Origin of the sequence: Chromobacterium fluminis (genome assembly GCF_011602385.1) — a bacterium.
GTDB classification, from domain to species: domain Bacteria; phylum Pseudomonadota; class Gammaproteobacteria; order Burkholderiales; family Chromobacteriaceae; genus Chromobacterium; species Chromobacterium fluminis.
The window spans coordinates 201,077-220,300 of record NZ_JAAOMA010000001.1 but is presented as its reverse complement, the minus strand read 5'-3'; the positions used below and the strand labels follow the sequence as shown (position 1 = coordinate 220,300).

Genomic DNA, 19,224 nt, shown 5'->3' with positions numbered 1-19,224 from the left:
AACAGCGAACATCTTAAGAACAGCAATGACACCTGTAAAACAAAAGTTTCTGGCCACCACCGGCATTCTGACCACTGCGCTGGTGTGGGGGCTGATGTGGTATCCGTTCCGGAGTCTCAATCAGAGCGGCGTCAGCGTGGCGATGACCTCGCTGGTGGTGTATCTGGTGGCGATCACCCTGGGCGTGATCACCTTTTTCGATGTCTATCGCCGCCAGTTCCGGCTGCAGCCGGTGCTGCTGGTGCTGACCGCGGTGTTCGGCTGGTGCAACTACAGCTATACCTGGGCGGTGTCCGAGGGGCAGGTGATGCGGGTCTTGCTCTTGTTCTACCTGTCGCCGCTGTGGACGGTGTTCCTGTCGCGGCTGATCCTGAAGGAGCGTTTGACCCGCAGCGGCTGGCTGGTGGTGGCCTTGTCGCTGCTGGGCTGCTTCATCTTCATATATCGGCCCGGCCTGCTCGCCGGCGAACTGCCGCTCAGCCATCGCTACGAATGGCTGGCGCTGTCCGGCGGCATGGCCTTTGCGTTGGGCAATGTGATCAGCCGAGGCGCCCAGTCCATCCCGGTACCGGTCAAATCGGCGTCGATCTGGTTTGGCGTGGCGTCCATCGGCGCGATCAAACTGGCGCTGGCCGGGCAGTTGGGCGGCATCCTGCAAATACCGCCGCAAAGCTGGCTGGTGTTGGGCATTCTGGGCGTGACCCTGTTATGCACCAGCGTGATATCGCAGCACGGCGTGTCCATTCTGCCGGCGACGCAGACGATGACGCTGATGCTGATGGAGCTGTTGTTCGCTGCGGCGTCGGCCTATCTGTTGGCCGGCGAGGCGATGACGCCGCGCGAATGGGCGGGCGGCGCCTTGATCGCCAGCGCCAGCTTGTTGTCCGGACGCATGACCAGGAAGCCGGGGACGGCGCAACTGAAACAGGAGGCGGCATGATTACGATCCGACCGATGAACGACGGCGATTTCGAGCGTTTCTGGCCCGTGTTCCACGCGGTGGTGGCGGCTAGGGAGACCTATGCTTTCGATCCGGAAATAACGTGGGAGCAGGCGCGAGAGCTGTGGCTGCGGTTGCCCTTGCACACGCTGGTGGCGGAGGAGGATGGCGTGCTGCTGGGTTCGTATTTTCTCAAACCCAATGCGGCCGGCCCGGGCGGCCATGTTTGCAACTGCGGCTATATGGTGGCCGTGGAGGCGCGCGGCAAAGGCGTGGCGCGGCTGATGTGCGAGCATTCTCAGAAATTGGCGCGGGACAGCGGCTTTCTGGCGATGCAGTTCAATTCGGTCGTGGCCAGCAACGAAGTGGCGGTGGCCTTGTGGCGCAAGCTGGGCTACGAGCAGGTGGGGCGTGTGCCGCGCGCTTATCGTCACGCGCGGCTGGGGCTGGTGGACTGTCTGGTCATGTACAAGTGGCTGGGAGACGCCGCGCCGGAGATGCCGGAGCCGGCGCCGCTGATTGGCCGCAAGAACATTGAGGCGACGGTGTCGCGGCGCAAGGGCGGCCGCTAGAACCTGTTCAAAGCCCGCTGCGCGTAGGCGATACGGCGTTGAAACCGTCTTCGCCTTGTCTCGCTCTTGCTCGCGAGATCGTAAACACGTTCTAAAGCCGCCGTCGGTTCAATAATGCGGCGGAAGCTCGTCGCGCAGGCTGAGGCCGGACGTGGCGTCGTCCGGTTGGGCCTGACGGAATTGCTGGTAGAGCAGGCGTATTTGCTGTTGCAGCAGTTCCATGTCTTTTTGCTGACGCGCCACGGTGGCGTTCAGCGCGTCCAATAGTTCGTCCTGGAAGGCGAGCTTCACTTCCATTTCGGCCAGGCGGGCATCAATTTGATCATCCATGCCGGCCATTCTACAACACCATCGCCGCAATCCAGCCGGCCGCCAGTACCGGCAGGTTGTAGTGCAGGAAAGTGGGCAGCACGGTGTCGCGGATATGGTCGTGCTGACCGTCCACGTTCAGGCCCGAAGTCGGGCCCAGCGTGGAGTCCGACGCCGGCGAGCCGGCGTCGCCCAAGGCGCCGGCGGTGCCGATAATGGCCACCGTGGCCAGCGGCGAGAAGCCCAAGTGCATGCACAGCGGAACGTAGATGGCGGTGAGAATGGGCACGGTGGAAAAGGACGAGCCTATGCCCAGGGTCACCACCAGGCCAACCAGCAGCATGGCGAAGGCGGCCACGCCCTGATTGCCGGCGAACAGGCCGGCGCTGGCGGTCACCAGCGCGCCCACCTGGCCGGTGGCCTTCAGCACCTCGGCGAAGCCTTGGGCGGTGATCATGGTGAAACCTATCATCGCCATCATCTTCATGCCTTCGTTGAACAGACCGTCCGCGTCCTTCCATTTCACCACGCCGGTGGCGAGGAACAGCAGAAAGCCCGCCAGCGCGCCCATGATCATCGAATCGGTGTACAGCTGCACTGCGAAGGCCAGCGTGATCGCCAGCAAAGCGGTGGCCAGCGATTTGCGGCTGACCTTGGCGCGGGTGCGCTCGGCGTTTTCTATCTTGCCCAGGGCGTACTGGCGCGGTTTGCGGTAGCTGACCAGCACCGCCCACAACAGGCCGGCCAGCATGCCCAGCGCTGGAATCGCCATCGCGTGCATCACATTGAGGCCGCGCACGTCCATGCCGGATTTGGCGATGTTGCCGAGCAGGATCTGTTTCAGAAAAATGTCGCCGAAGCCCACGGGAAACACCATATAGGGCGTGACCAGGCCGAAGGTGATCACGCAGGCGACCAGGCGGCGGTCCAGATGCAGCCGCGCCATCACATAGAGCAGCGGCGGCACCAGCAAGGGAATGAAGGCGATGTGGATGGGCACCAGGTTCTGGCTGGCGATGCTGACCAGGGCCAGCAGCAGGATCAGCGCCCATTTCAAGCGGCTTTGGCCGCTGTCGCGCTCCAGGCGCTTCACCGCCAGGTCCGCCATCGCGTGCGGCAGGCCGGATTTGGCGATGGCCAGCGCGAAGGCGCCCAGCAAGGCGTAGGACAGGGCCACCGCGGCGCCGCCGGTGATGCCGTTATTGAAGGCTTCCAGCGTGCGTGACAGGGACAGGCCGCCGCTAAGGCCACCGATCAAGGCGCCGAGCAGCAGGCTGATGACGACGTGGGTGCGCAACAGCGCCAGCCCGAGCATGACGATGACGGCCAAAAGAACTGCGTTCATTTGTATATACAGATCAATAGGTTGGGCGAAGAAGCCGAGGGCGCGCAGCGTAGCGGGTTTCGGTTTTTCTGTCGATAGTCTGGCTTGAAACTAAGGGTGGAAGGCTGTGGTGGGGCGCCGGCCGACGCTGCAAGGACGGGATCTTGCTTTGAGCCGTAATTTCAAAGACTTGCCTATTTATCGCCGGAGGAAGGGGAGAGGCGGGACCATAGTGGCATTTATATACTTGTTGGAAATAAAAAACTAATTTTATATGTCTTTACTGTGTTATTACGTCCGCTTAGAGTGGGTGCATGTCAAGGCGGCGTTCCGCGTCGCGAGAGAGGAGGTGGCCGATGAACGCCCTGTTGATAGGCGCGGACAGCCTGGGGAACATTCCGGCGGTTCTGCAAAGCTACGATATCCGGATCGCCCGCCACATTTGCGGGCGCAACGTCGCGCATCAGCGCAAGGCGCCGCTGCCGGGCAAGCCGGATCTATTGATCCTGCTCACCGATTTCCTGGGACACAATGTGATGCGCAATTACCGGGACAGCGCTCACGCGCTGGGCATCCCGGTGGTGGCCTGCCGCCGTTCCGCCACTGCGGTGGAACGGCGTTTGCAACATGAGGGCTGGAGGAAGCTGTCATGATTTTTTCGGGCAATGAAAACTGGCTGGCCAGCTTGGCGCGCGCAGAGGACTCGGCGCTGCCTTTGCGCGACGATACGGTGGCGGTGGAATGGACCGGGCTGGCGCAGCCGCCCTTGCCGCCGACGGCGGCGCAGCCGTCGCAGCCGGCTTGATTCGGCCGCGCGCCGGTTCTTATTCGCGGTGGTAGGGGTGGTTGTTGAGAATGGAGTAGGCGCGGTAGATCTGCTCGGCCAACATCACCCGCACCATGCCGTGCGGCAGCGTCATCGCCGATAGTTGCAGCAGCACGTCGGCACGCTGCTTCAATTCCGCCGCCAGGCCGTCGGCGCCGCCGATGATGAAGGCTACGTCATCGCCGCCGGCCATCCATTCCTTCAGGCCTTCGGCCAGGCGCACCGAGGTCCAGTTCTTGCCGCGTTCGTCCATCACCACCAGCCTTGCGCGCGGCGGAATGGCGGCGAGCAAGCGTTCGTGCTCGGCGGCAATGCCTTTTTCGGCGGTGACGCCGCCGCCCCGCTTCTCCGGCTTGATTTCCTTCAGCTCCAGCGTGATGTCGCGGCCAAAGCGCTTGGCGTAATCGCCGTAGGCCTCGTCGACCCAACGCGGCATCTTGGTGCCGACGGCGAGAATAGTGATTTTCATCGTGAGTGAACCAGGGAATAAACGCAAACGGGGACTTGCGTCCCCGTTTCGATGAGTGGCTTAGAACCTGTTTACGATCTGCTACGCGTTGGCGATACAGCGTTGAAACCGTCCTAGAAATGCTCATGTATCACTTGTACATTCCGCTTTCTCAGCCGTTTTCGCCTTGTCTCGCTCTTGCTCGCGAGATCGTAAACACGTTCTTAGCGCAGCCGGATCAGGTCGCCGACCACGGACGGCCGCCGGCCGGCAGGAAGCTGGGCTTCTGACCGCCCCACAGCGCTTCGATGTCGTAGTAGTCGCGCACGGCGGGCAGCATCACGTGCACCACCACGTCGCCGGCGTCCACCAGCACCCATTCGCCGCTTTCATGGCCTTCGCTGCCGACGATGTCCACGCCGGCTTCCTTCAGCTTGACGTGCACGCTGTTGGCCAGCGCCTTGACCTGGCGGTTGGAGTCGCCGGTGGCCACGATCATGCATTGGAACAGCGAGGTCAGCTTGCTGGTGTCCAGTTCGATGATGTCCTTGCCCTTGACGTCTTCCAGGGCTTCGATCGCCAGTTTGGCAATGTCTTGCACTTCCATAATGTCCTTTTCCTATGCGGGGTTCGCGTCGGCCGGGCCGGCGCAAAGCTGCCGCAAAATGGCGGGCGGGGCCGGCGCGCGTAGCGCGACCGGCAGGCCTGCCGTATTGCTTTAAAGTGAATCGCAGCCGGCCGTCTGCTGACGGCCTGGCGGAAAGTGGCCGGACACGGCGGCTACACTGTCTGGTATAGCCGGTGTTGGCGGATATAGGCCAGCACCGCGGGCGGCAGCACATCGTCCACCGCGTCGCCGCGCGCCAGGCGCTGGCGGATGTCGGTGGCCGCGATGTCCACCGGCGGCAAGGCCAAGGGGCGGATTGTACCGGATGCGGTTCGATTTGAAAAATCAGAGACTTGCCGGGCGCGCCACAAGGCTTGCACCGGCGCGGACAGCCGGGCCGGATCGAAGCCGGGGCGCAGGGCCACGGCGAGGTTGGCGAAACGCAACAGTTCGTCCCAGCGCTTCCAGGTGTGCAGCGCGGCAAGCGAGTCGCCGCCGATCAAAAACCACAGTTCAGCGTCCGGGCCCAGTTCGGCGCGCAGCTCTTCCAGCGTGTCTATGGTGTAGGCGGCGCCGGGGCGGCGCACTTCGCGCTCGTCCACCGTCAGCCGCGGATGGTCCGCCACCGCCAGCTTCGTCATGGCGAGGCGTTGCGCCGGGGCGGCGTACGGCCCCTGGCTGCGATGATAAGGCCGGCCGGCCGGAATCAGTCTGACCCGATCCAGCGCCAACTCCGCGGCGAAGGCGTCGGCCATGCGCAGGTGGGCGTTGTGGATGGGGTCGAAGGTGCCGCCGAACAAGCCCAGGCGCACCGGCTTATTCCTGCGCGTCGTCGTTCTGGTAGCCGTCGACGATGACTTCCAGCCGGCCGGTGGACGGATGGATCACCATGCCGTGCACCGGCACGTCCTTGGGCATCAGCGGATGGTTGCGGATGGTCTGCACGGTGTGGCGCACGCTGTCGGACACGTTGTCGAAGCCTTTCAGCCAGCCGTCCAAGTCAATGCCGGCCGCGCGCAGCGTGGCGATGGTGTCTTCCGACACGCCGCGTTCCATCGCGTGGTCCAGCACGCGCTGCGGGTCGACCGCGCGCATGCCGCAGTCGCGGTGGGCGACCACGCAGATCTCGTCGGCGCGCAGTTCGTACACCGCCATGATCAGGCTGCGCATCACCGATCCCCACGGATGGGTGATCAGCGCGCCGGCGTTCTTGATCAGCTTGGCGTCGCCGTTCTTCAGGCCCATGGCCTTGGGCAGCAGTTCCACCATCCGCGCGTCCATACAGGCCAGGATGGCGAGACCCTTGCCGGGAAACTTGTCGGTCTTGAATTGCTCGTATTCGCGGTTTTCCACGAAGTGGCGATTGTGCTCGAGCAAAGCGCTTAATCTATCCATGATGGCAATCTCCTACTGAGAGTCTGTTCATGAGCGTTCTGGCACACAGACGCAAAAGGATCATGGACAGGCTCTGAAGGTTTGTTTGGTTTGGTTGTTTAGAGAGAATACTCGGTTGCGGGCGCATCCTACCACTGTTGCTCCAGCCGGTCTTGTGTTTTTGCAAACTAGGAATTTCCCTGCTTACGGCAGGGAATGGCGATGAACTCCAGTTAATGGCGGCGAAAGGCGGCGGGCGGGCCGCATCGAGCGGGCTACGTTCACCAACGCGACAGATGGTCCTCGGTCACGCCCAGCAAGTCGCTCACCACATGGACGGCGCCGCCGTCCGGATCCCGGATCTGGCCGCTGAAGCGGCCGATGGGCTGCACATAGCGGCTGGCGGCGATCAGCAGATTCTTGTCTTCGCGCCGCGCGCCCTCCGGGGCGAAGTTCAGGTCCAACAAGCCGTTGTCGCTGCGTATGCGCCAGCCTTGCAGCGGGTCGTCCGGTTGGTAGTCGAAGCTCACCGGTCCCAGCCGGATCAGCTTGCCTCGCAACCAGGCGGCGTTCTCGGTGTCGCCCATATAGCCTTGCTGCAGATTGAAACCCAGGTCCAGAGCATGCGCGCTGGCCCAGCGCCAGCGGGTTTCCCGCGCCAGCAAGCCGTTGGAGTAGTCCAGCGAAGCCACCGCGCCGTCCAGCGAATAGCGCCGGTCTTGGCAATCGGCGAAGCCGCTGATTTTGAGGCCGCCGCTTTTATGGGTGGAATGGGCCAGCCAGTTGGCCGGCGCAATCACCGCCAGCACCGGCGGCATGTCCGCCAATTGGATATGCGCGGCCACTTTCAATTGCGGCGAGTCCACCGCCAGTTCCAGCCGTTCGCCGTCGCGGCGAAAGCTCAGCCGGCAGCGGCCGGCCTGGAAGGCGGCGTCGCCGAAGGCGCGGTCCTCTATTTGCGTGGAGAGGCCCGGCAGGCCGTTGGCGCTGGCGGCGGCAATGACCTCGCCGCTCTTGCGGTCGAACAGATAGGCGAAGGCGGTGCCGGTCCAGCCGACGTCGACGATGGCGACGCCGATGAAAAAGGCGGGGTGGGCGATGGCCGCGTATTGCCAGCGCTTGTGATGCAGCCGGCGTGTCAGCCGTTGATAGGGCGTGGTTTTCAGCGCGCGCCAGTCCAGCCGGTCGATGATGCCCTGATACACGCCGAAGGCGGGAATGCCGCGTTCGTGCACCAGTTGCCTGGGGGCGGGCGGGAGTCGAGTCGAGGGCATGGCGCTGGGAGGCCGGGCCGGCGCCGCGGCTGGAAATAGGTTCATGGCCTTGAGTCTACAACAGTTTTTCCCGGCGCGATGGTGACTGATAGGCCATGTGACGGTGTGTGGACAGTGTGGCGCGGCGGTAACAGTTGGTTGATTTACATTATATTATAAAACATAATGTTTGCGACGCCGGATGCCGGCGGCGGGAGAAGGAATATGGATTTGAACATGCTGCGCGCCAATGCCGGCCGCGCCGCCTTGTTGTTGAAGGGCCTGGCCAACGAGGACAGGCTGCTGCTGCTGTGCCAACTGGTGGACGGGGAAAAGTCGGTGTCGGAACTGGAGCGTTTGACCGGCATCCGACAGCCCTCCTTGTCGCAGCAGTTGGGCGTGTTGCGCAATGAAGGCCTGGTGGCGACGCGGCGCGAAGGCAAATGGGTTTATTACAGCGTGGCCAGCGCTGACGCCTTGGCTTTGCTGAATGCCTTGCACGCGCTGTTCTGCGCCGACCAAGCTGGGGGAGAGGCGAGATGACCGTGGATTGGGCGGCGTTCACGCCGTGGCCTGCTGTGTTGGGCGGGGTATTGATCGGAGGGGCGGCGGGCTGGCTTGTCTTACTGCATGGCCGCGTCGCGGGCATCAGCGGCATGGCGGCGGGCCTGTTGGAGAGGCGTGCGGACTGGCGCGCGCGGCTGGTTTTTCTCTTGGGTTTGATGGTGGCACCGGCCTTGTGGCGTCTGGGCGTCGGCGAATGGCCGGCCGTCAGCGTAGAGGCCGGCGGCATGCGCTTGTTGGCCGCCGGCTTGTTGGTGGGCATCGGCGCGCGGTTGGGCTCCGGCTGCACCAGCGGCCACGGCGTTTGCGGTCTGGCGCGGCAGTCGCCTCGTTCGCTGGCGGCGACGGCGGCCTTTATGCTCGCCGGCTTCGTTACGGTGGCGGCGCTTCGGCATTGGGGGGCGTGAAAATGACGGCGGAGTGGAAGCGTTTATTGTCTATGGCGGGCGCGGGCCTGTTGTTCGGCCTAGGCTTGTTGCTGTCCGGCATGGGCAATCCGGCCAAGGTATTGGCTTTCCTGGACTTGGGCGGCGCTTGGGATCCCAGCTTGGCGCTGGTGATGGCCGGAGCCGTCGCCATGGCCTGGCCGGCGTTCCGTCTGGCCGAACGCCGCCCGCGCGCGCTGCTGGACGAACCGACGCAGTTGCCGGCCAAGACGCCGCTGACGCGTCGGTTGATAGGCGGCGGCCTCTTGTTCGGCGTGGGTTGGGGTTTGGCCGGCATCTGTCCGGGACCGGCCTTGCTGTTGGGCGGCATGTTGTCGCCGCAGAGCGCTTGGTTTTTGCCGGCGATGGCGGCCGGCCTGTGGCTGGCCGGACGATGGGAGCGGCGCGGATGAGGCTTTGGTTGCCGGGCTGGCTGCGCAGCTACCGGCGCGCCTACTTGCCGGGGGATTTGGGAGCGGGTCTGGTGGTGACCTTGCTGCTGGCGCCGCAAGGTCTGGCTTACGCACTGGTGGCCGGTTTGCCGGCGCAGGCGGGCTTGTACGCCAGCATCGCGCCCTTGCTGATTTACGCTTTGGCCGGACGCAGCCACGCGCAGTCGGTGGGGCCGATGGCGATGACTTCCTTATTGGTGGCGGCCACGCTGGCGCGGCTGGCCGAACCGGGCTCGGGCGATTATCTGGCGCTGGCCATTGGTCTGGCGCTGTTGTCCGGGGCGATGCTGGCGGCGCTTGGCCTGCTGCGGCTGGGTTTCATCGCCGACCTGTTGTCCGAACCGGTGTTGGCGGCCTTCACTTCGGCGTCGGCCTTGCTGATCGTACTGTCGCAGCTGGGGCCCTTGCTGGGCGTGCAGGCCGGCGGCGCATCCTTGCCTCAGTTGCTGGCCGGGCTGTGGAAGGCGGCCGACGGGCTCAATCCGTTGGCGCTGATGTTTGGCGCTACGGCGCTGGCCATGCTGCTGTTGGCACGTTGGCTGGGCGAGCCGTTTTTGCGCCGCTGCGGCCTAAGCGGACCGACGCGACAACTTTGGCTGCGTTTGGCGCCGCTGCTGGCGGTGCTGTTGGGCATGGCGCTGGTGGCGGGCCTGGGTTTGCGGTCCGTCTTGCCGGTGGTAGGCGGGATTCCGCCGGGCCTGCCGGCGCCGACCTGGCCGGGCTTGAGCCTGGATCAGTGGTCACAGTTGGCGCTGCCGGCCTTTTTCATCGCTTTGATCAATTATGTGCAGAGCCTGGCGGTGGCTCAGGCGTTGGCGCAGCGCCGCGGCGACGAGGTGGATCCGGACCGGGAGTTGTTGGCGCTGGGCCTATGCAATATCGGCGCGGGGCTGTCCGGCGGTTTTCCGGTCACCGGCGGACTCACGCGTTCCATGGTCAACGCCGAGGCCGGGGCCCAGACTCAGCTGGCCTCGGTGGTAGCCGCCCTGGGCATCATGCTCTTGGCCAGCTTCGCCGCCGGCGCGCTGGCTTTGCTGCCGCTGGCGGTGCTGGCGGCGATGATCATCGCCTCGGTCAGCGTCATGATACGTTTTGACAGCCTGAGGCTGGCTTGGAGAGTCGACCGTGCCGACGCGGCGGCCTTCGCGCTGACCTTTGTTCTGGTGCTGTGGCTGGGAGTGGACTCCGGCATCGTCGCCGGCGTGCTGATGTCGCTGGCGGCCATGTTGTGGCGCAGCAGCCGGCCGCACATCGCCGAGCTGGGCCGGCTGCCGGGCAGCCATCATTTCCGCAACCGGCTGCGCTTTGCGGTGGAGAGCCTGCCCGGCGCGCTGTTTCTGCGCGTGGACGAGAGCCTGTTCTTCGGCAACGCCCGCCAGGTGCGAGGCGAGGCGTTGCGCCGGCTGGCCGCTCAGGTTGGGACTACGCGGCTGGTGTTGATCATGAGCGCGGTCAATCGCGTGGATACCAGCGCCTTGCTGATGCTGGCGCGGCTGGACGCGGAGCTGGCGGCGCGCGGCGTGACGCTGCACCTGGCCGAGATCAAGGGGCCGGTGGCGCAGCGCATGGAGGGCGGCGGCCTGTTGACCGGCTTCGCCGGCCGCGTGCATTTGAGCGCGCAAGCAGCGTGGGAAGCGCTGGCCGCGGCGCGGCGGGGAGGCGGGGAAGCTCATACTCTTTGACAGTTGATGTTGCGCCGCCTCATGCAACTTGTGGCGGATCATGGCTATCATAGCCGGATGACCAAACAGACCCTGCTGGCCGGCGTGCTGGCGCTGAGCTTGTTGCACCCGTCCGTCAGCTATGCCGATTTGCCCGATCTGGGCGAGGTGTCGGACGCCTCGCTGACGCTGGCGGATGAGAACCGCATTGGCCGGCAGGCCTGGCGCGCGATGTTGGAGGCGGGAGACATCGTCGACGACCAGGAGGTCAACGATTACCTCAACGACATCGGCGGCCGGCTGTCCAGCGGCGTCAAGCTGCCCGGCGTCGGTTTCACCTATTTTTGCGTCAACGACACCGGCATCAACGCCTTCGCCATGCCCGGAGGTTATATCGGCATCAATATCGGCCTGCTGCTGGCGACCCAGAGCGAAGGCGAACTCGCCTCGGTATTGGGGCATGAAACCGCCCACGTCGCCCAGCGCCACATTGCGCGGATGAAGGCGGCCAGCAGCGCCACCAGCCCCTTGCTCTTGCTGGGCACCATCATCGCCGCCGCGCTGGCGGCCAAGGCCGGCAGCGGCCAGGGCGCGATGGGCGTGGTGTCCGCCGGCATGGGTCTGTCGATTTCCAATCAGCTGGCGTTTTCGCGTGATTTCGAACGCGAAGCCGACCGCGTCGGCATGCAATACATGAGCCAGGCCGGTTTCGACGTGCGCAGCATGCCGGCCTTCTTCCAGAAGCTGCAGCAGAACGAGCGTTACAGCGACAACGCGGCGCTGGCCTTTCTGCGAACCCACCCGGTGACGCTGGAGCGCATCAGCGAAGCGGAAAACCGTGCGTTGGATTACCCGGTGAGGATGCGCGCGGACAGCGTCGACTACCTGCTGGTGCGGGAGAAGCTGCGCGCCGCGACGCTGACGCCGGACGAGGGGCTGCGTTATTACGAAGCGGCGTTGGACCGAGGCCTGTACCTGAACGAGGGCGCGCAGTGGTATGGTCTGGCTCAGGTCAAGCTGCGTCAGCGCGATATCGCTGGCGCGCGTCAGGCGCTGGCCAAGGCGCGGACCAAGCTGCCGGACCATCCGATGCTGCGGGGGCTGGACGTGGCGATAGAGCGCGAACGCAAGGACTGGTCGGCCGCCCGCAACGCGGCGCGCGCAGGCTTGGCCCGTTTTCCGCAGAGCTTGTCGCTGCAACTGCTGGACATCGACGTCGCCGTCGCCAGCGGGGACAGCCAGGGGGCGTTGAGCCTGATCAAGACTCAGTTGAGCCGCCATCCGGAGAACGCGGGCCTGTATCGGCGTCAGGCCAGTTTGTACGCCGACCGCGATCCGCTGCGTTACCACGCGGCGCTGGGCAACGCCTTCTATTATGAACAGCGTTACCAGCCGGCTATGGAGCAGTTCCAACTGGCCGGCAAGGCCAAGGGCGACGATTTCTACCTGCGCTCCTCAATCGAAGCGCGCATCCGCGAACTGGATAGGCTGGTCAGGGACGAAAGGAAGAAGTAAGCGCGCAACTGAAACGAATGTTTCAATTTGCGACAGAAAATCGCAAAAAAACAACATGGTGCGCTGCAATAACCGCTGTTTTCCACCCCGAAACAAGCGTTAGTACGCTTGACCTATTCCTTTGTGAAAGCGGGAAGACGTACACTTGCTCAAGATACGGCGCTCTTTTCGTAAATGAACATTTTTATTTGCGATTGCGTTCGTTTATAATCTGAAGCTAATAAATTGGTTCGAATTCGAGCCGATTGCAATAACGCGGGGCCGCGCATTGCTACATACGGCCCCCGATCCACCTTGCTGTGAGGACCAGAGATGGCTGCAACTTTCCCTGACGATATCGATCCGTTGGAAACCCAGGAATGGACTGAAGCGCTGGAGTCGGTGCTGGACGCCGAAGGCCCGGAACGCGCGCATTACCTGTTGGAGAAACTGGTCGAGCGCACCCGCCGCCGCGGCGCCCATCTGCCGTTTGACGCCACCACCGCATACCAGAACAGCATTCCGCTCGGCAAAGAAGTCAAGTCGCCGGGCAACCACGAGATGGAGCACCGCATCCGCTCGATCAATCGCTGGAACGCCGCCGCTTTGGTGCTGCGCGCCGGCAAGAAGGATCTGGAGCTGGGCGGCCACATTGCCTCCTTCCAATCCTCCGCCACCCTGTACGACGTGGGTTTCAACCACTTCTGGCGCGCTCAGAACGATGAGCAAGACGGCGATCTGATCTACTTCCAGGGCCATATTTCCCCGGGCGTGTACGCACGCGCCTTCATGGAAGGCCGCCTGTCCGCCGAGCAACTGGACAGCTTCCGTCAGGAAGTGGACGGCAACGGCCTGTCCTCTTACCCGCACCCGTGGCTGATGAAGGACTTCTGGCAGTTTCCGACCGTATCGATGGGCCTGGGCCCCTTGATGGCCATCTATCAGGCCCGCTTCCTCAAGTACCTGGAAAGCCGCGGTCTGGCCAAGACTCCGGGTCGCAAAGTATGGTGTTTCTGCGGCGACGGCGAGATGGACGAGCCGGAATCCCTGGGCGCGATTTCGATGGCGTCCCGCGAAGGCCTGGACAACCTGATCTTCGTGATCAACTGCAACCTGCAGCGTCTGGACGGCCCGGTGCGCGGCAACGGCAAGATCATCCAGGAGCTGGAAGGCGACTTCCGCGGTTCCGGCTGGAATGTGCTGAAAGTGATCTGGGGCTCGCGTTGGGATCCGCTGCTGGCGATGGACAGCAAGGGCCTGCTGAAGAAGCGCATGGACGAGTGCGTGGACGGCGATTATCAGACTTTCAAATCCAAGGACGGCGCTTACGTTCGCGAACACTTCTTCGGCAAATACCCGGAGCTGCGCGAAATGGTCGCCAATATGTCCGACGATGAGATCTGGGCGCTGAACCGCGGCGGCCATGACCCGCACAAGGTGTACGCCGCCTACCACGAGGCGTCCCACAACGCCAACGGCCGTCCTACCGTGATCTTGGCCAAGACCATCAAGGGTTACGGCATGGGCGCGTCCGGCGAGGCCAAGAACATCGCGCACCAGGCCAAGAAAATGGACCTGGATTCGCTGCGCAACTTCCGCGACCGCTTCGGCATTCCGGTGTCCGACGCAGATCTGCCGAACGTGCCATACTACCTGCCGGCCGAAGACAGCCCGGAAATGAAGTACATGCGCGAACGCCGCGCCGCGCTGGGCGGCTACCTGCCGGCGCGCAAGCCGGTGACCACCGCGCTGCAAACCCCGGAACTGTCCGTGTTCGACGCGCAGCTGCAAGCGTCCGGCGACCGCGAGTTCTCCACCACGATGGCCTTCGTCCGCATGCTGGGCACCATCATGAAGGACAAGAACATCGGCCAGCGCGTGGTTCCCATCGTGCCGGACGAGTCCCGCACCTTCGGCATGGAAGGCATGTTCCGCCAGTACGGCATCTGGTCCACTCAGGGTCAGAACTACGTGCCGCAGGATCATGACCAACTAATGTTCTACAAGGAATCCAAGGACGGCCAGATCCTGCAGGAAGGCATCAACGAGCCGGGCGCGATGGCCGACTGGATCGCCGCGGCGACCAGCTACGCCAACAGCAGCCAGCCGATGATTCCGTTCTACATCTACTACTCGATGTTCGGCTTCCAGCGCATCGGCGATCTGGCCTGGGCCGCCGGCGACATGCGCGCCCGCGGTTTCCTGCTGGGCGGCACCGCCGGCCGCACCACGCTGAACGGCGAAGGCCTGCAGCACGAAGACGGTCACAGCCACATCCAGGCCGGCCTGATTCCGAACTGCATCAGCTACGACCCGACCTTCGCTTATGAACTGGCGGTGATTGTGCAGGACGGCCTGCGCCGCATGTACGGCGAGCAGGAAGACGTCTTCTACTATCTGACCCTGATGAATGAAAACTACGTTCACCCGGCCATGCCGGCGGGCGCGGAAGACGGCATCCTGAAGGGCATGTACCTGCTGCAGGACGGCGGCGACGCCAAGGTGAAAGTGCAGTTGATGGGCTCCGGCACCATTCTGCGCGAAGTGATGGCCGCGGCCGACTTGCTGAAGGCTGATTTCGGCATCGGCGCCGACATCTGGAGCGTGACCTCCTTCAACCAGTTGCGCCGCGACGGCATGGAAGCCGAGCGTCACAACCTGCTGAACCCGACCGCCGAAGCGCGCGCCTCCTACGTGGCGCAGCAGTTGTCCGGCCGTCAGGGCCCGGTAGTGGCCGCAACCGACTATATCCGCAACTACGCCGACCAGATTCGCGAATACGTTCCGGGCCGTTACGTGGTGCTGGGCACCGACGGCTTCGGCCGTTCCGACAGCCGCGCCAACCTGCGTTCCTTCTTCGAGGTGGATCGCTACCACGTGGCTCTGGCGGCGTTGTCCGCTCTGGCGCGCGACGGCAAGATCGAAGCGTCCAAGGTGGCCGAGGCGATCGCCAAGTACGGCATCAAGACCGACAAGCTGCCTAGCTGGAAGGTGTAATCGCAGAGCGGAAGCCCCGGTTGAGGCCGGGGCCTTCCGCCTTTGCATGGCAAGCGAATCTGTAGCGGATATCCGGCGGCAAGCCCCGAGAGGGGCTTCCGCCTTACGAATGGAAAGCTCATGAGCAATCTGATCGAATTGAAAGTGCCCGACATCGGCGGTCACAGCAATGTAGACATCATCGAAGTATTCATCGTCCCGGGCCAGACCGTGTCCGTGGACGATTCCCTGATCACGCTGGAAACCGACAAGGCCACCATGGAAGTGCCGGCGGAAACCGCGGGCGTGATCAAGGAAGTCAAAGCCGTCGTCGGCGGCAAGATCTCCGAAGGCGACGTGATCGCCATCCTGGAAGTGGGCGCCGCAGCGTCCGCACCGGCCCCGGTCGCCGCAGCTCCGGCTCCCGCCGCCGCGCCAGCAGCGGCTCCGGCTCCGGTGGCAGCAGCTCCGGCCGCAGCGCCCGCGGCCTCCGGCCGCAGCGAAATCCGCGTGCCGGACATCGGCGGTCACAACGGCGTCGACGTGATCGAAGTCACCGTCAAGGTTGGCGATGACATCGCCGTCGACGACAGCCTGATCACGCTGGAAACCGACAAGGCCACCATGGAAGTGCCGGCCTCCGCCGCCGGCCGCGTGGTGGAAGTTAAAGTGAAAGTGGGCGATAAGGTCAGCGAAGGCGATCTGATCGTGGTGGTCGAAGGCGCCGTTGCCGCCGCCGCCGCTCCGGCAGCCGCCGCTGCGCCGGCTCCGGTTGCCGCCTCGGCTGCCCCGGCCCCGGTGGCCGCCGCGCCCGCCGCCGCTCCTGCTAAGGCCGCCGCCGTCATCGACGAAGCCTCCTTCTCCAAAGCCCACGCCGGTCCGTCCGTGCGCCGTCTGGCGCGCGAACTGGGCGTGGACCTGGGCAAGGTCAAGGGCAACGGCCGCAAGGGCCGCATTACCGAAGACGACGTCAAAGCCTTCGTCAAGGGCGTGATGCAGAACCCGGCGGCGCTGGCTCCGGCCGCAGCGGCCTCCTCCGGCGGCGGTCTGGACTTGCTGCCGTGGCCGAAAGTCGATTTCGCCAAGTTCGGCCCGATCGAAACCAAACCGCTGTCCCGCATCCAGAAGATCTCCGGCGCCAATCTGTCGCGCAACTGGGTGATGATCCCGCACGTAACCTTCAACGACGAGTGCGACATCACCGAGCTGGAAGACTTCCGCAAGACCGTGGGCAAGGAATGGGAAAAGTCCGGCCTGAAGATCAGCCCGCTGGCCTTCATCATCAAGGCCGCCGCCGAAGCGCTGAAGGCCTTCCCGAACTTCAACAGCTCGCTGGACGGCGACAACCTGGTGCTGAAGCAGTACTACCACATCGGCTTCGCCGCCGACACGCCTAACGGCCTGGTGGTGCCGGTGATCAAGGACGCGGACAAGAAGGGCCTGCGCCAGATCGCGCAGGAACTGACCGACCTGTCCAAGCTGGCCCGCGAAGGCAAGCTGAAGCCGACCGACATGCAAGGCGCGACCTTCACCATCTCGTCCCTGGGCGGCATCGGCGGCACCAGCTTCACGCCCATCGTCAACGCGCCGGAAGTGGCCATCCTCGGCGTCTGCAAGTCGCAGATCAAGCCGGTGTGGAACGGCAAGGAATTCGCGCCGCGCCTGATGTGCCCGCTGTCGCTGTCCTTCGATCACCGCGTGATCGACGGCGCCGCCGCCGCGCGCTTCACCGTGCATCTGGGCAAACTGCTGTCCGATGTGCGCCGCCTGATTCTGTAATCGCCAGCCGGGCGGACGCCCCGGCCTGGCCGGAGCGCGCCGCTCAAGCGAACGACTCTGCTGAATAGCGGCGGAGGCCTCCGGGCTTCCGCCTTACGTTGCGGATGGAAAACCATGAGCAATCTGATTGAACTGAAAGTCCCGGACATCGGCGGCCACAACAACGTGGACGTGATCGAAGTCTTCGTCAAGCCGGGCGACGTGATCGAGAAAGAAGCCAGCCTGATCACACTGGAAACCGACAAGGCCACGATGGAAGTGCCGGCCGAAGCTGCCGGCACCGTCAAGGAAGTGCGCGTCGCCGTGGGTGGCAAAGTCTCCGAAGGCGACGTGGTTGTCATCCTGGAAGCCGCCGGCGCAGCCGCCGCGGCCCCGGCTGAAGTGAAGCCGGTGGAAACCACCGGCGTCGCTTCCGCCACCACCCAGGCCGGTTTCGCGCCGCAAGCCGCTCCGGTGGCCGCCAGCCATAGCGGCGGCGCCGACATCGAGTGCGACGTGATGGTGTTGGGCGGCGGCCCCGGCGGTTATTCCGCCGCCTTCCGCGCGGCCGACCTGGGCCTGAAAGTGGTCATCGTCGAGCGCTACGCCACCCTGGGCGGCGTCTGCCTGAACGTGGGCTGCATCCCGTCCAAGGCGCTGCTGCACAATGCGGCGGTGATCGACGAAGTCAGCCATCTGGCCGCCAACGGCATCAAGTTCGGCAAGCCGGAAGTGGACATCGACATGCTGCGCGGTTACAAGGAAAAGGTCATCGCCAAGCTCACCGGCGGCCTCGCCGGCATGGCCAAGGCGCGCAAGGTGGAAACCGTGCGCGGCAACGGCCGTTTCATCGATCCGCATCATATCGAAGTGTCCGCCACCACCGGCAAGGGTCGCGAAGAGAGCGGCGAGAAGAAGATCGTCAAATTCAAGAACGCCATCATCGCCGCCGGTTCCCGCGTGGTGAAGCTGCCGTTCATTCCGGACGATCCGCGCGTAGTGGACTCCACCGGCGCGCTGGAACTGAAGGGCGTGGCCAACCGCATGCTGATCATCGGCGGCGGCATCATCGGCCTGGAAATGGGCACCGTCTACTCCACGCTGGGCGCGCGCCTGGACGTGGTGGAAATGATGGATGGCCTGATGCAGGGAGCGGACCGCGATCTGGTCAAGGTTTGGCAGAAGTGGAACGCCCATCGTTTCGACAACATCATGCTGAACACCAAGACCGTGGCCGTGGAGCCCAAGGACGACGGCGTGTGGGTGACTTTCGAGGGCGACCAAGCCCCGAAAGAGCCGCAACGCTACGACCTGGTGCTGTACGCCACCGGCCGCGCGCCCAACGGCAAGCTGCTGGGCGCCGAGAATGCAGGCATCGCGGTGACCGACCGCGGTTTCATCCCGGTGGACAAGCAGCAGCGCACCAATGTGCCGCACATCTTCGCCATCGGCGACATCGTCGGCCAGCCGATGCTGGCGCACAAGGGCGTGCATGAAGGTCATGTGGCGGCGGAAAACTGCGCCGGCCAGAAGTCCTACTTCGACGCGCGCGTGATCCCGGGCGTGGCCTACACCGATCCGGAAGTGGCTTGGGTCGGGGTTACCGAAGACGAAGCCAAGAAGCAAGGCCTGAAGATCGAGAAGGGCGTGTTCCCGTGGGCCGCCTCCGGCCGCGCCATCGCCAACGGTCGCGACGAGGGCTTCACCAAGCTGATCTTCGACGCCGAAAGCCACCAGATCATCGGCGGCGGCATCGTCGGCCCGCACGCCGGCGACATGATAGGCGAAGTCTGCCTGGCCATCGAAATGGGCTGCGACGCCACCGACATCGGCAAGACCATCCACCCGCATCCCACCATGGGCGAGTCCATCGGCATGGCGGCGGAAGTGGCGCACGGCACTTGCACCGATTTGCCGCCGCAGCGCAAGAAGTAAGCGCGGCTCGGCAAGGAAAAGGGCGAACCTCCGGGTTTGCCCTTTTTTTATGCGCCTTACCATTTTGAGCGGGCGCGATAAAAAGCGCTTGAGGGCAAAACTATTGCCGGCGCGGCCGGTCATACCGCCTTGCGCCTGAATGGCGCGCGTGGCCGGGTTGCGATGAGCAAAGCGAATGCCTGCGCGCTGTTTCTCTAAATTTACATTGAATATAAATTAAGCTTTTGGTTTAAGAAAACGCCGGCCTGTCCTCGCGATTTTGAAGCCGCCCAGCCGCTTCTCGCCAGCCGCCGCAAGTTTCGTTAC

General features: G+C 64.2%; 19 protein-coding genes. 12 read left to right on the top strand and 7 right to left on the bottom strand.

The window, feature by feature from the left end; all coding sequences use genetic code 11:
- The first annotated feature begins 25 nt into the window (after positions 1-25).
- Both HA052_RS01010 and HA052_RS01005 read left to right on the top strand, forming a co-directional pair.
- The gene (locus HA052_RS01010; protein WP_166450447.1) at positions 26-940 is read left to right on the top strand and encodes a DMT family transporter; all 915 of its coding nucleotides are present in this window, start codon (positions 26-28) and stop codon (positions 938-940) included.
- A complete protein-coding gene (locus HA052_RS01005) occupies positions 937-1,512 on the top strand; it encodes a GNAT family N-acetyltransferase (RefSeq protein ID WP_166450446.1) in 576 nt (191 codons plus the stop codon). The genes HA052_RS01010 and HA052_RS01005 overlap by 4 nt, the downstream gene beginning before the upstream one ends.
- A 108-nt stretch (positions 1,513-1,620) precedes the next feature.
- Here HA052_RS01005 and HA052_RS01000 read toward each other — a convergent pair whose 3' ends face one another.
- Both HA052_RS01000 and HA052_RS00995 read right to left on the bottom strand, forming a co-directional pair.
- Positions 1,621-1,842, bottom strand: a complete 222-nt coding sequence (locus HA052_RS01000) for a SlyX family protein (RefSeq protein WP_166450445.1) — start codon at positions 1,840-1,842, stop codon at positions 1,621-1,623.
- A gap of 10 nt (positions 1,843-1,852) precedes the next feature.
- Entirely contained in the window at positions 1,853-3,166 is a 1,314-nt protein-coding gene (locus HA052_RS00995) for a Na+/H+ antiporter family protein (RefSeq protein WP_166450444.1), read from the bottom strand.
- A 335-nt stretch (positions 3,167-3,501) separates the two neighbouring features.
- On the opposite strand from HA052_RS00995, the gene HA052_RS00990 reads away from it, so the two are divergent.
- Together HA052_RS00990 and HA052_RS00985 are read left to right on the top strand one after the other, a co-directional pair.
- Positions 3,502-3,798: a DUF2325 domain-containing protein gene (locus HA052_RS00990; RefSeq protein ID WP_166450443.1), complete on the top strand. Its 297-nt coding sequence runs from the start codon at positions 3,502-3,504 to the stop codon at positions 3,796-3,798.
- The gene (locus tag HA052_RS00985; RefSeq protein ID WP_166450442.1) at positions 3,795-3,950 is read left to right on the top strand and encodes a hypothetical protein; all 156 of its coding nucleotides are present in this window, start codon (positions 3,795-3,797) and stop codon (positions 3,948-3,950) included. Before HA052_RS00990 ends, HA052_RS00985 begins: the two co-directional genes overlap by 4 nt.
- A 19-nt stretch (positions 3,951-3,969) precedes the next feature.
- Here the strand turns inward: HA052_RS00985 and rlmH are convergent, their stop codons facing one another.
- The 5 genes from rlmH to HA052_RS00960 form a co-directional block, all read right to left on the bottom strand.
- Positions 3,970-4,440 (bottom strand): 23S rRNA (pseudouridine(1915)-N(3))-methyltransferase RlmH, encoded by a 471-nt coding sequence (gene rlmH / locus HA052_RS00980; protein WP_019101316.1) that lies wholly within the window; start codon positions 4,438-4,440, stop codon positions 3,970-3,972.
- 217 nt (positions 4,441-4,657) lie between these two features.
- A complete protein-coding gene (gene rsfS / locus HA052_RS00975) occupies positions 4,658-5,026 on the bottom strand; it encodes a ribosome silencing factor (RefSeq protein ID WP_019101317.1) in 369 nt (122 codons plus the stop codon).
- Positions 5,027-5,199: 173 nt separating this feature from the next.
- Positions 5,200-5,838 carry a nicotinate-nucleotide adenylyltransferase gene (gene nadD, locus HA052_RS00970; protein WP_217806190.1) on the bottom strand — a complete coding sequence of 213 codons (639 nt, stop codon included), beginning with the start codon at positions 5,836-5,838 and terminating at the stop codon, positions 5,200-5,202.
- 4 nt (positions 5,839-5,842) lie between these two features.
- The gene (locus tag HA052_RS00965; RefSeq protein ID WP_081544966.1) at positions 5,843-6,421 is read right to left on the bottom strand and encodes a beta-class carbonic anhydrase; all 579 of its coding nucleotides are present in this window, start codon (positions 6,419-6,421) and stop codon (positions 5,843-5,845) included.
- Positions 6,422-6,681: 260 nt separating this feature from the next.
- Positions 6,682-7,719 (bottom strand): DUF2804 domain-containing protein, encoded by a 1,038-nt coding sequence (locus tag HA052_RS00960; protein WP_206118729.1) that lies wholly within the window; start codon positions 7,717-7,719, stop codon positions 6,682-6,684.
- A gap of 159 nt (positions 7,720-7,878) precedes the next feature.
- On the opposite strand from HA052_RS00960, the gene HA052_RS00955 reads away from it, so the two are divergent.
- From HA052_RS00955 to lpdA, 8 genes are all read left to right on the top strand, one after another.
- Complete coding sequence (locus HA052_RS00955; protein ID WP_166450441.1) at positions 7,879-8,196, top strand: ArsR/SmtB family transcription factor; 318 nt, start codon at positions 7,879-7,881, stop codon at positions 8,194-8,196.
- Positions 8,193-8,624 carry a YeeE/YedE family protein gene (locus HA052_RS00950; protein WP_166450440.1) on the top strand — a complete coding sequence of 144 codons (432 nt, stop codon included), beginning with the start codon at positions 8,193-8,195 and terminating at the stop codon, positions 8,622-8,624. Before HA052_RS00955 ends, HA052_RS00950 begins: the two co-directional genes overlap by 4 nt.
- 2 nt (positions 8,625-8,626) lie before the next feature.
- Positions 8,627-9,055 (top strand): DUF6691 family protein, encoded by a 429-nt coding sequence (locus HA052_RS00945; RefSeq protein ID WP_166450439.1) that lies wholly within the window; start codon positions 8,627-8,629, stop codon positions 9,053-9,055.
- On the top strand, positions 9,052-10,776 hold the full coding sequence (locus HA052_RS00940) for a SulP family inorganic anion transporter (RefSeq protein ID WP_166450438.1): 1,725 nt from the start codon (positions 9,052-9,054) through the stop codon (positions 10,774-10,776). The genes HA052_RS00945 and HA052_RS00940 overlap by 4 nt, the downstream gene beginning before the upstream one ends.
- A gap of 57 nt (positions 10,777-10,833) precedes the next feature.
- Complete coding sequence (locus tag HA052_RS00935; RefSeq protein WP_166450437.1) at positions 10,834-12,270, top strand: M48 family metalloprotease; 1,437 nt, start codon at positions 10,834-10,836, stop codon at positions 12,268-12,270.
- A gap of 312 nt (positions 12,271-12,582) precedes the next feature.
- The gene (gene aceE / locus HA052_RS00930; RefSeq protein WP_166450436.1) at positions 12,583-15,246 is read left to right on the top strand and encodes a pyruvate dehydrogenase (acetyl-transferring), homodimeric type; all 2,664 of its coding nucleotides are present in this window, start codon (positions 12,583-12,585) and stop codon (positions 15,244-15,246) included.
- Between the two features lie 120 nt (positions 15,247-15,366).
- Positions 15,367-17,004: a dihydrolipoyllysine-residue acetyltransferase gene (aceF, locus tag HA052_RS00925; RefSeq protein ID WP_166450435.1), complete on the top strand. Its 1,638-nt coding sequence runs from the start codon at positions 15,367-15,369 to the stop codon at positions 17,002-17,004.
- A gap of 114 nt (positions 17,005-17,118) precedes the next feature.
- On the top strand, positions 17,119-18,918 hold the full coding sequence (gene lpdA, locus HA052_RS00920) for a dihydrolipoyl dehydrogenase (RefSeq protein WP_166450434.1): 1,800 nt from the start codon (positions 17,119-17,121) through the stop codon (positions 18,916-18,918).
- Positions 18,919-19,224 lie beyond the last annotated feature (306 nt).

Bases quoted from the DNA above. Each gene is read 5' to 3' on its own strand.
- rlmH (WP_019101316.1), bottom strand. From the start codon at position 4,440: ATGAAAATCACTATTCTCGCCGTCGGCACCAAGATGCCGCGTTGGGTC.
- HA052_RS01005 (WP_166450446.1), top strand. From the start codon at position 937: ATGATTACGATCCGACCGATGAACGACGGCGATTTCGAGCGTTTCTGG.
- HA052_RS00960 (WP_206118729.1), bottom strand. From the start codon at position 7,719: ATGAACCTATTTCCAGCCGCGGCGCCGGCCCGGCCTCCCAGCGCCATG.
- HA052_RS00990 (WP_166450443.1), top strand. From the start codon at position 3,502: ATGAACGCCCTGTTGATAGGCGCGGACAGCCTGGGGAACATTCCGGCG.
- lpdA (WP_166450434.1), top strand. From the start codon at position 17,119: ATGAGCAATCTGATTGAACTGAAAGTCCCGGACATCGGCGGCCACAAC.
- HA052_RS00955 (WP_166450441.1), top strand. From the start codon at position 7,879: ATGGATTTGAACATGCTGCGCGCCAATGCCGGCCGCGCCGCCTTGTTG.
- HA052_RS00995 (WP_166450444.1), bottom strand. From the start codon at position 3,166: ATGAACGCAGTTCTTTTGGCCGTCATCGTCATGCTCGGGCTGGCGCTG.
- aceE (WP_166450436.1), top strand. From the start codon at position 12,583: ATGGCTGCAACTTTCCCTGACGATATCGATCCGTTGGAAACCCAGGAA.
- HA052_RS00965 (WP_081544966.1), bottom strand. From the start codon at position 6,421: ATGGATAGATTAAGCGCTTTGCTCGAGCACAATCGCCACTTCGTGGAA.
- rsfS (WP_019101317.1), bottom strand. From the start codon at position 5,026: ATGGAAGTGCAAGACATTGCCAAACTGGCGATCGAAGCCCTGGAAGAC.
- HA052_RS00950 (WP_166450440.1), top strand. From the start codon at position 8,193: ATGACCGTGGATTGGGCGGCGTTCACGCCGTGGCCTGCTGTGTTGGGC.
- HA052_RS01010 (WP_166450447.1), top strand. From the start codon at position 26: ATGACACCTGTAAAACAAAAGTTTCTGGCCACCACCGGCATTCTGACC.
- HA052_RS00985 (WP_166450442.1), top strand. From the start codon at position 3,795: ATGATTTTTTCGGGCAATGAAAACTGGCTGGCCAGCTTGGCGCGCGCA.
- HA052_RS00935 (WP_166450437.1), top strand. From the start codon at position 10,834: ATGACCAAACAGACCCTGCTGGCCGGCGTGCTGGCGCTGAGCTTGTTG.
- HA052_RS00945 (WP_166450439.1), top strand. From the start codon at position 8,627: ATGACGGCGGAGTGGAAGCGTTTATTGTCTATGGCGGGCGCGGGCCTG.
- aceF (WP_166450435.1), top strand. From the start codon at position 15,367: ATGAGCAATCTGATCGAATTGAAAGTGCCCGACATCGGCGGTCACAGC.
- HA052_RS00940 (WP_166450438.1), top strand. From the start codon at position 9,052: ATGAGGCTTTGGTTGCCGGGCTGGCTGCGCAGCTACCGGCGCGCCTAC.
- HA052_RS01000 (WP_166450445.1), bottom strand. From the start codon at position 1,842: ATGGATGATCAAATTGATGCCCGCCTGGCCGAAATGGAAGTGAAGCTC.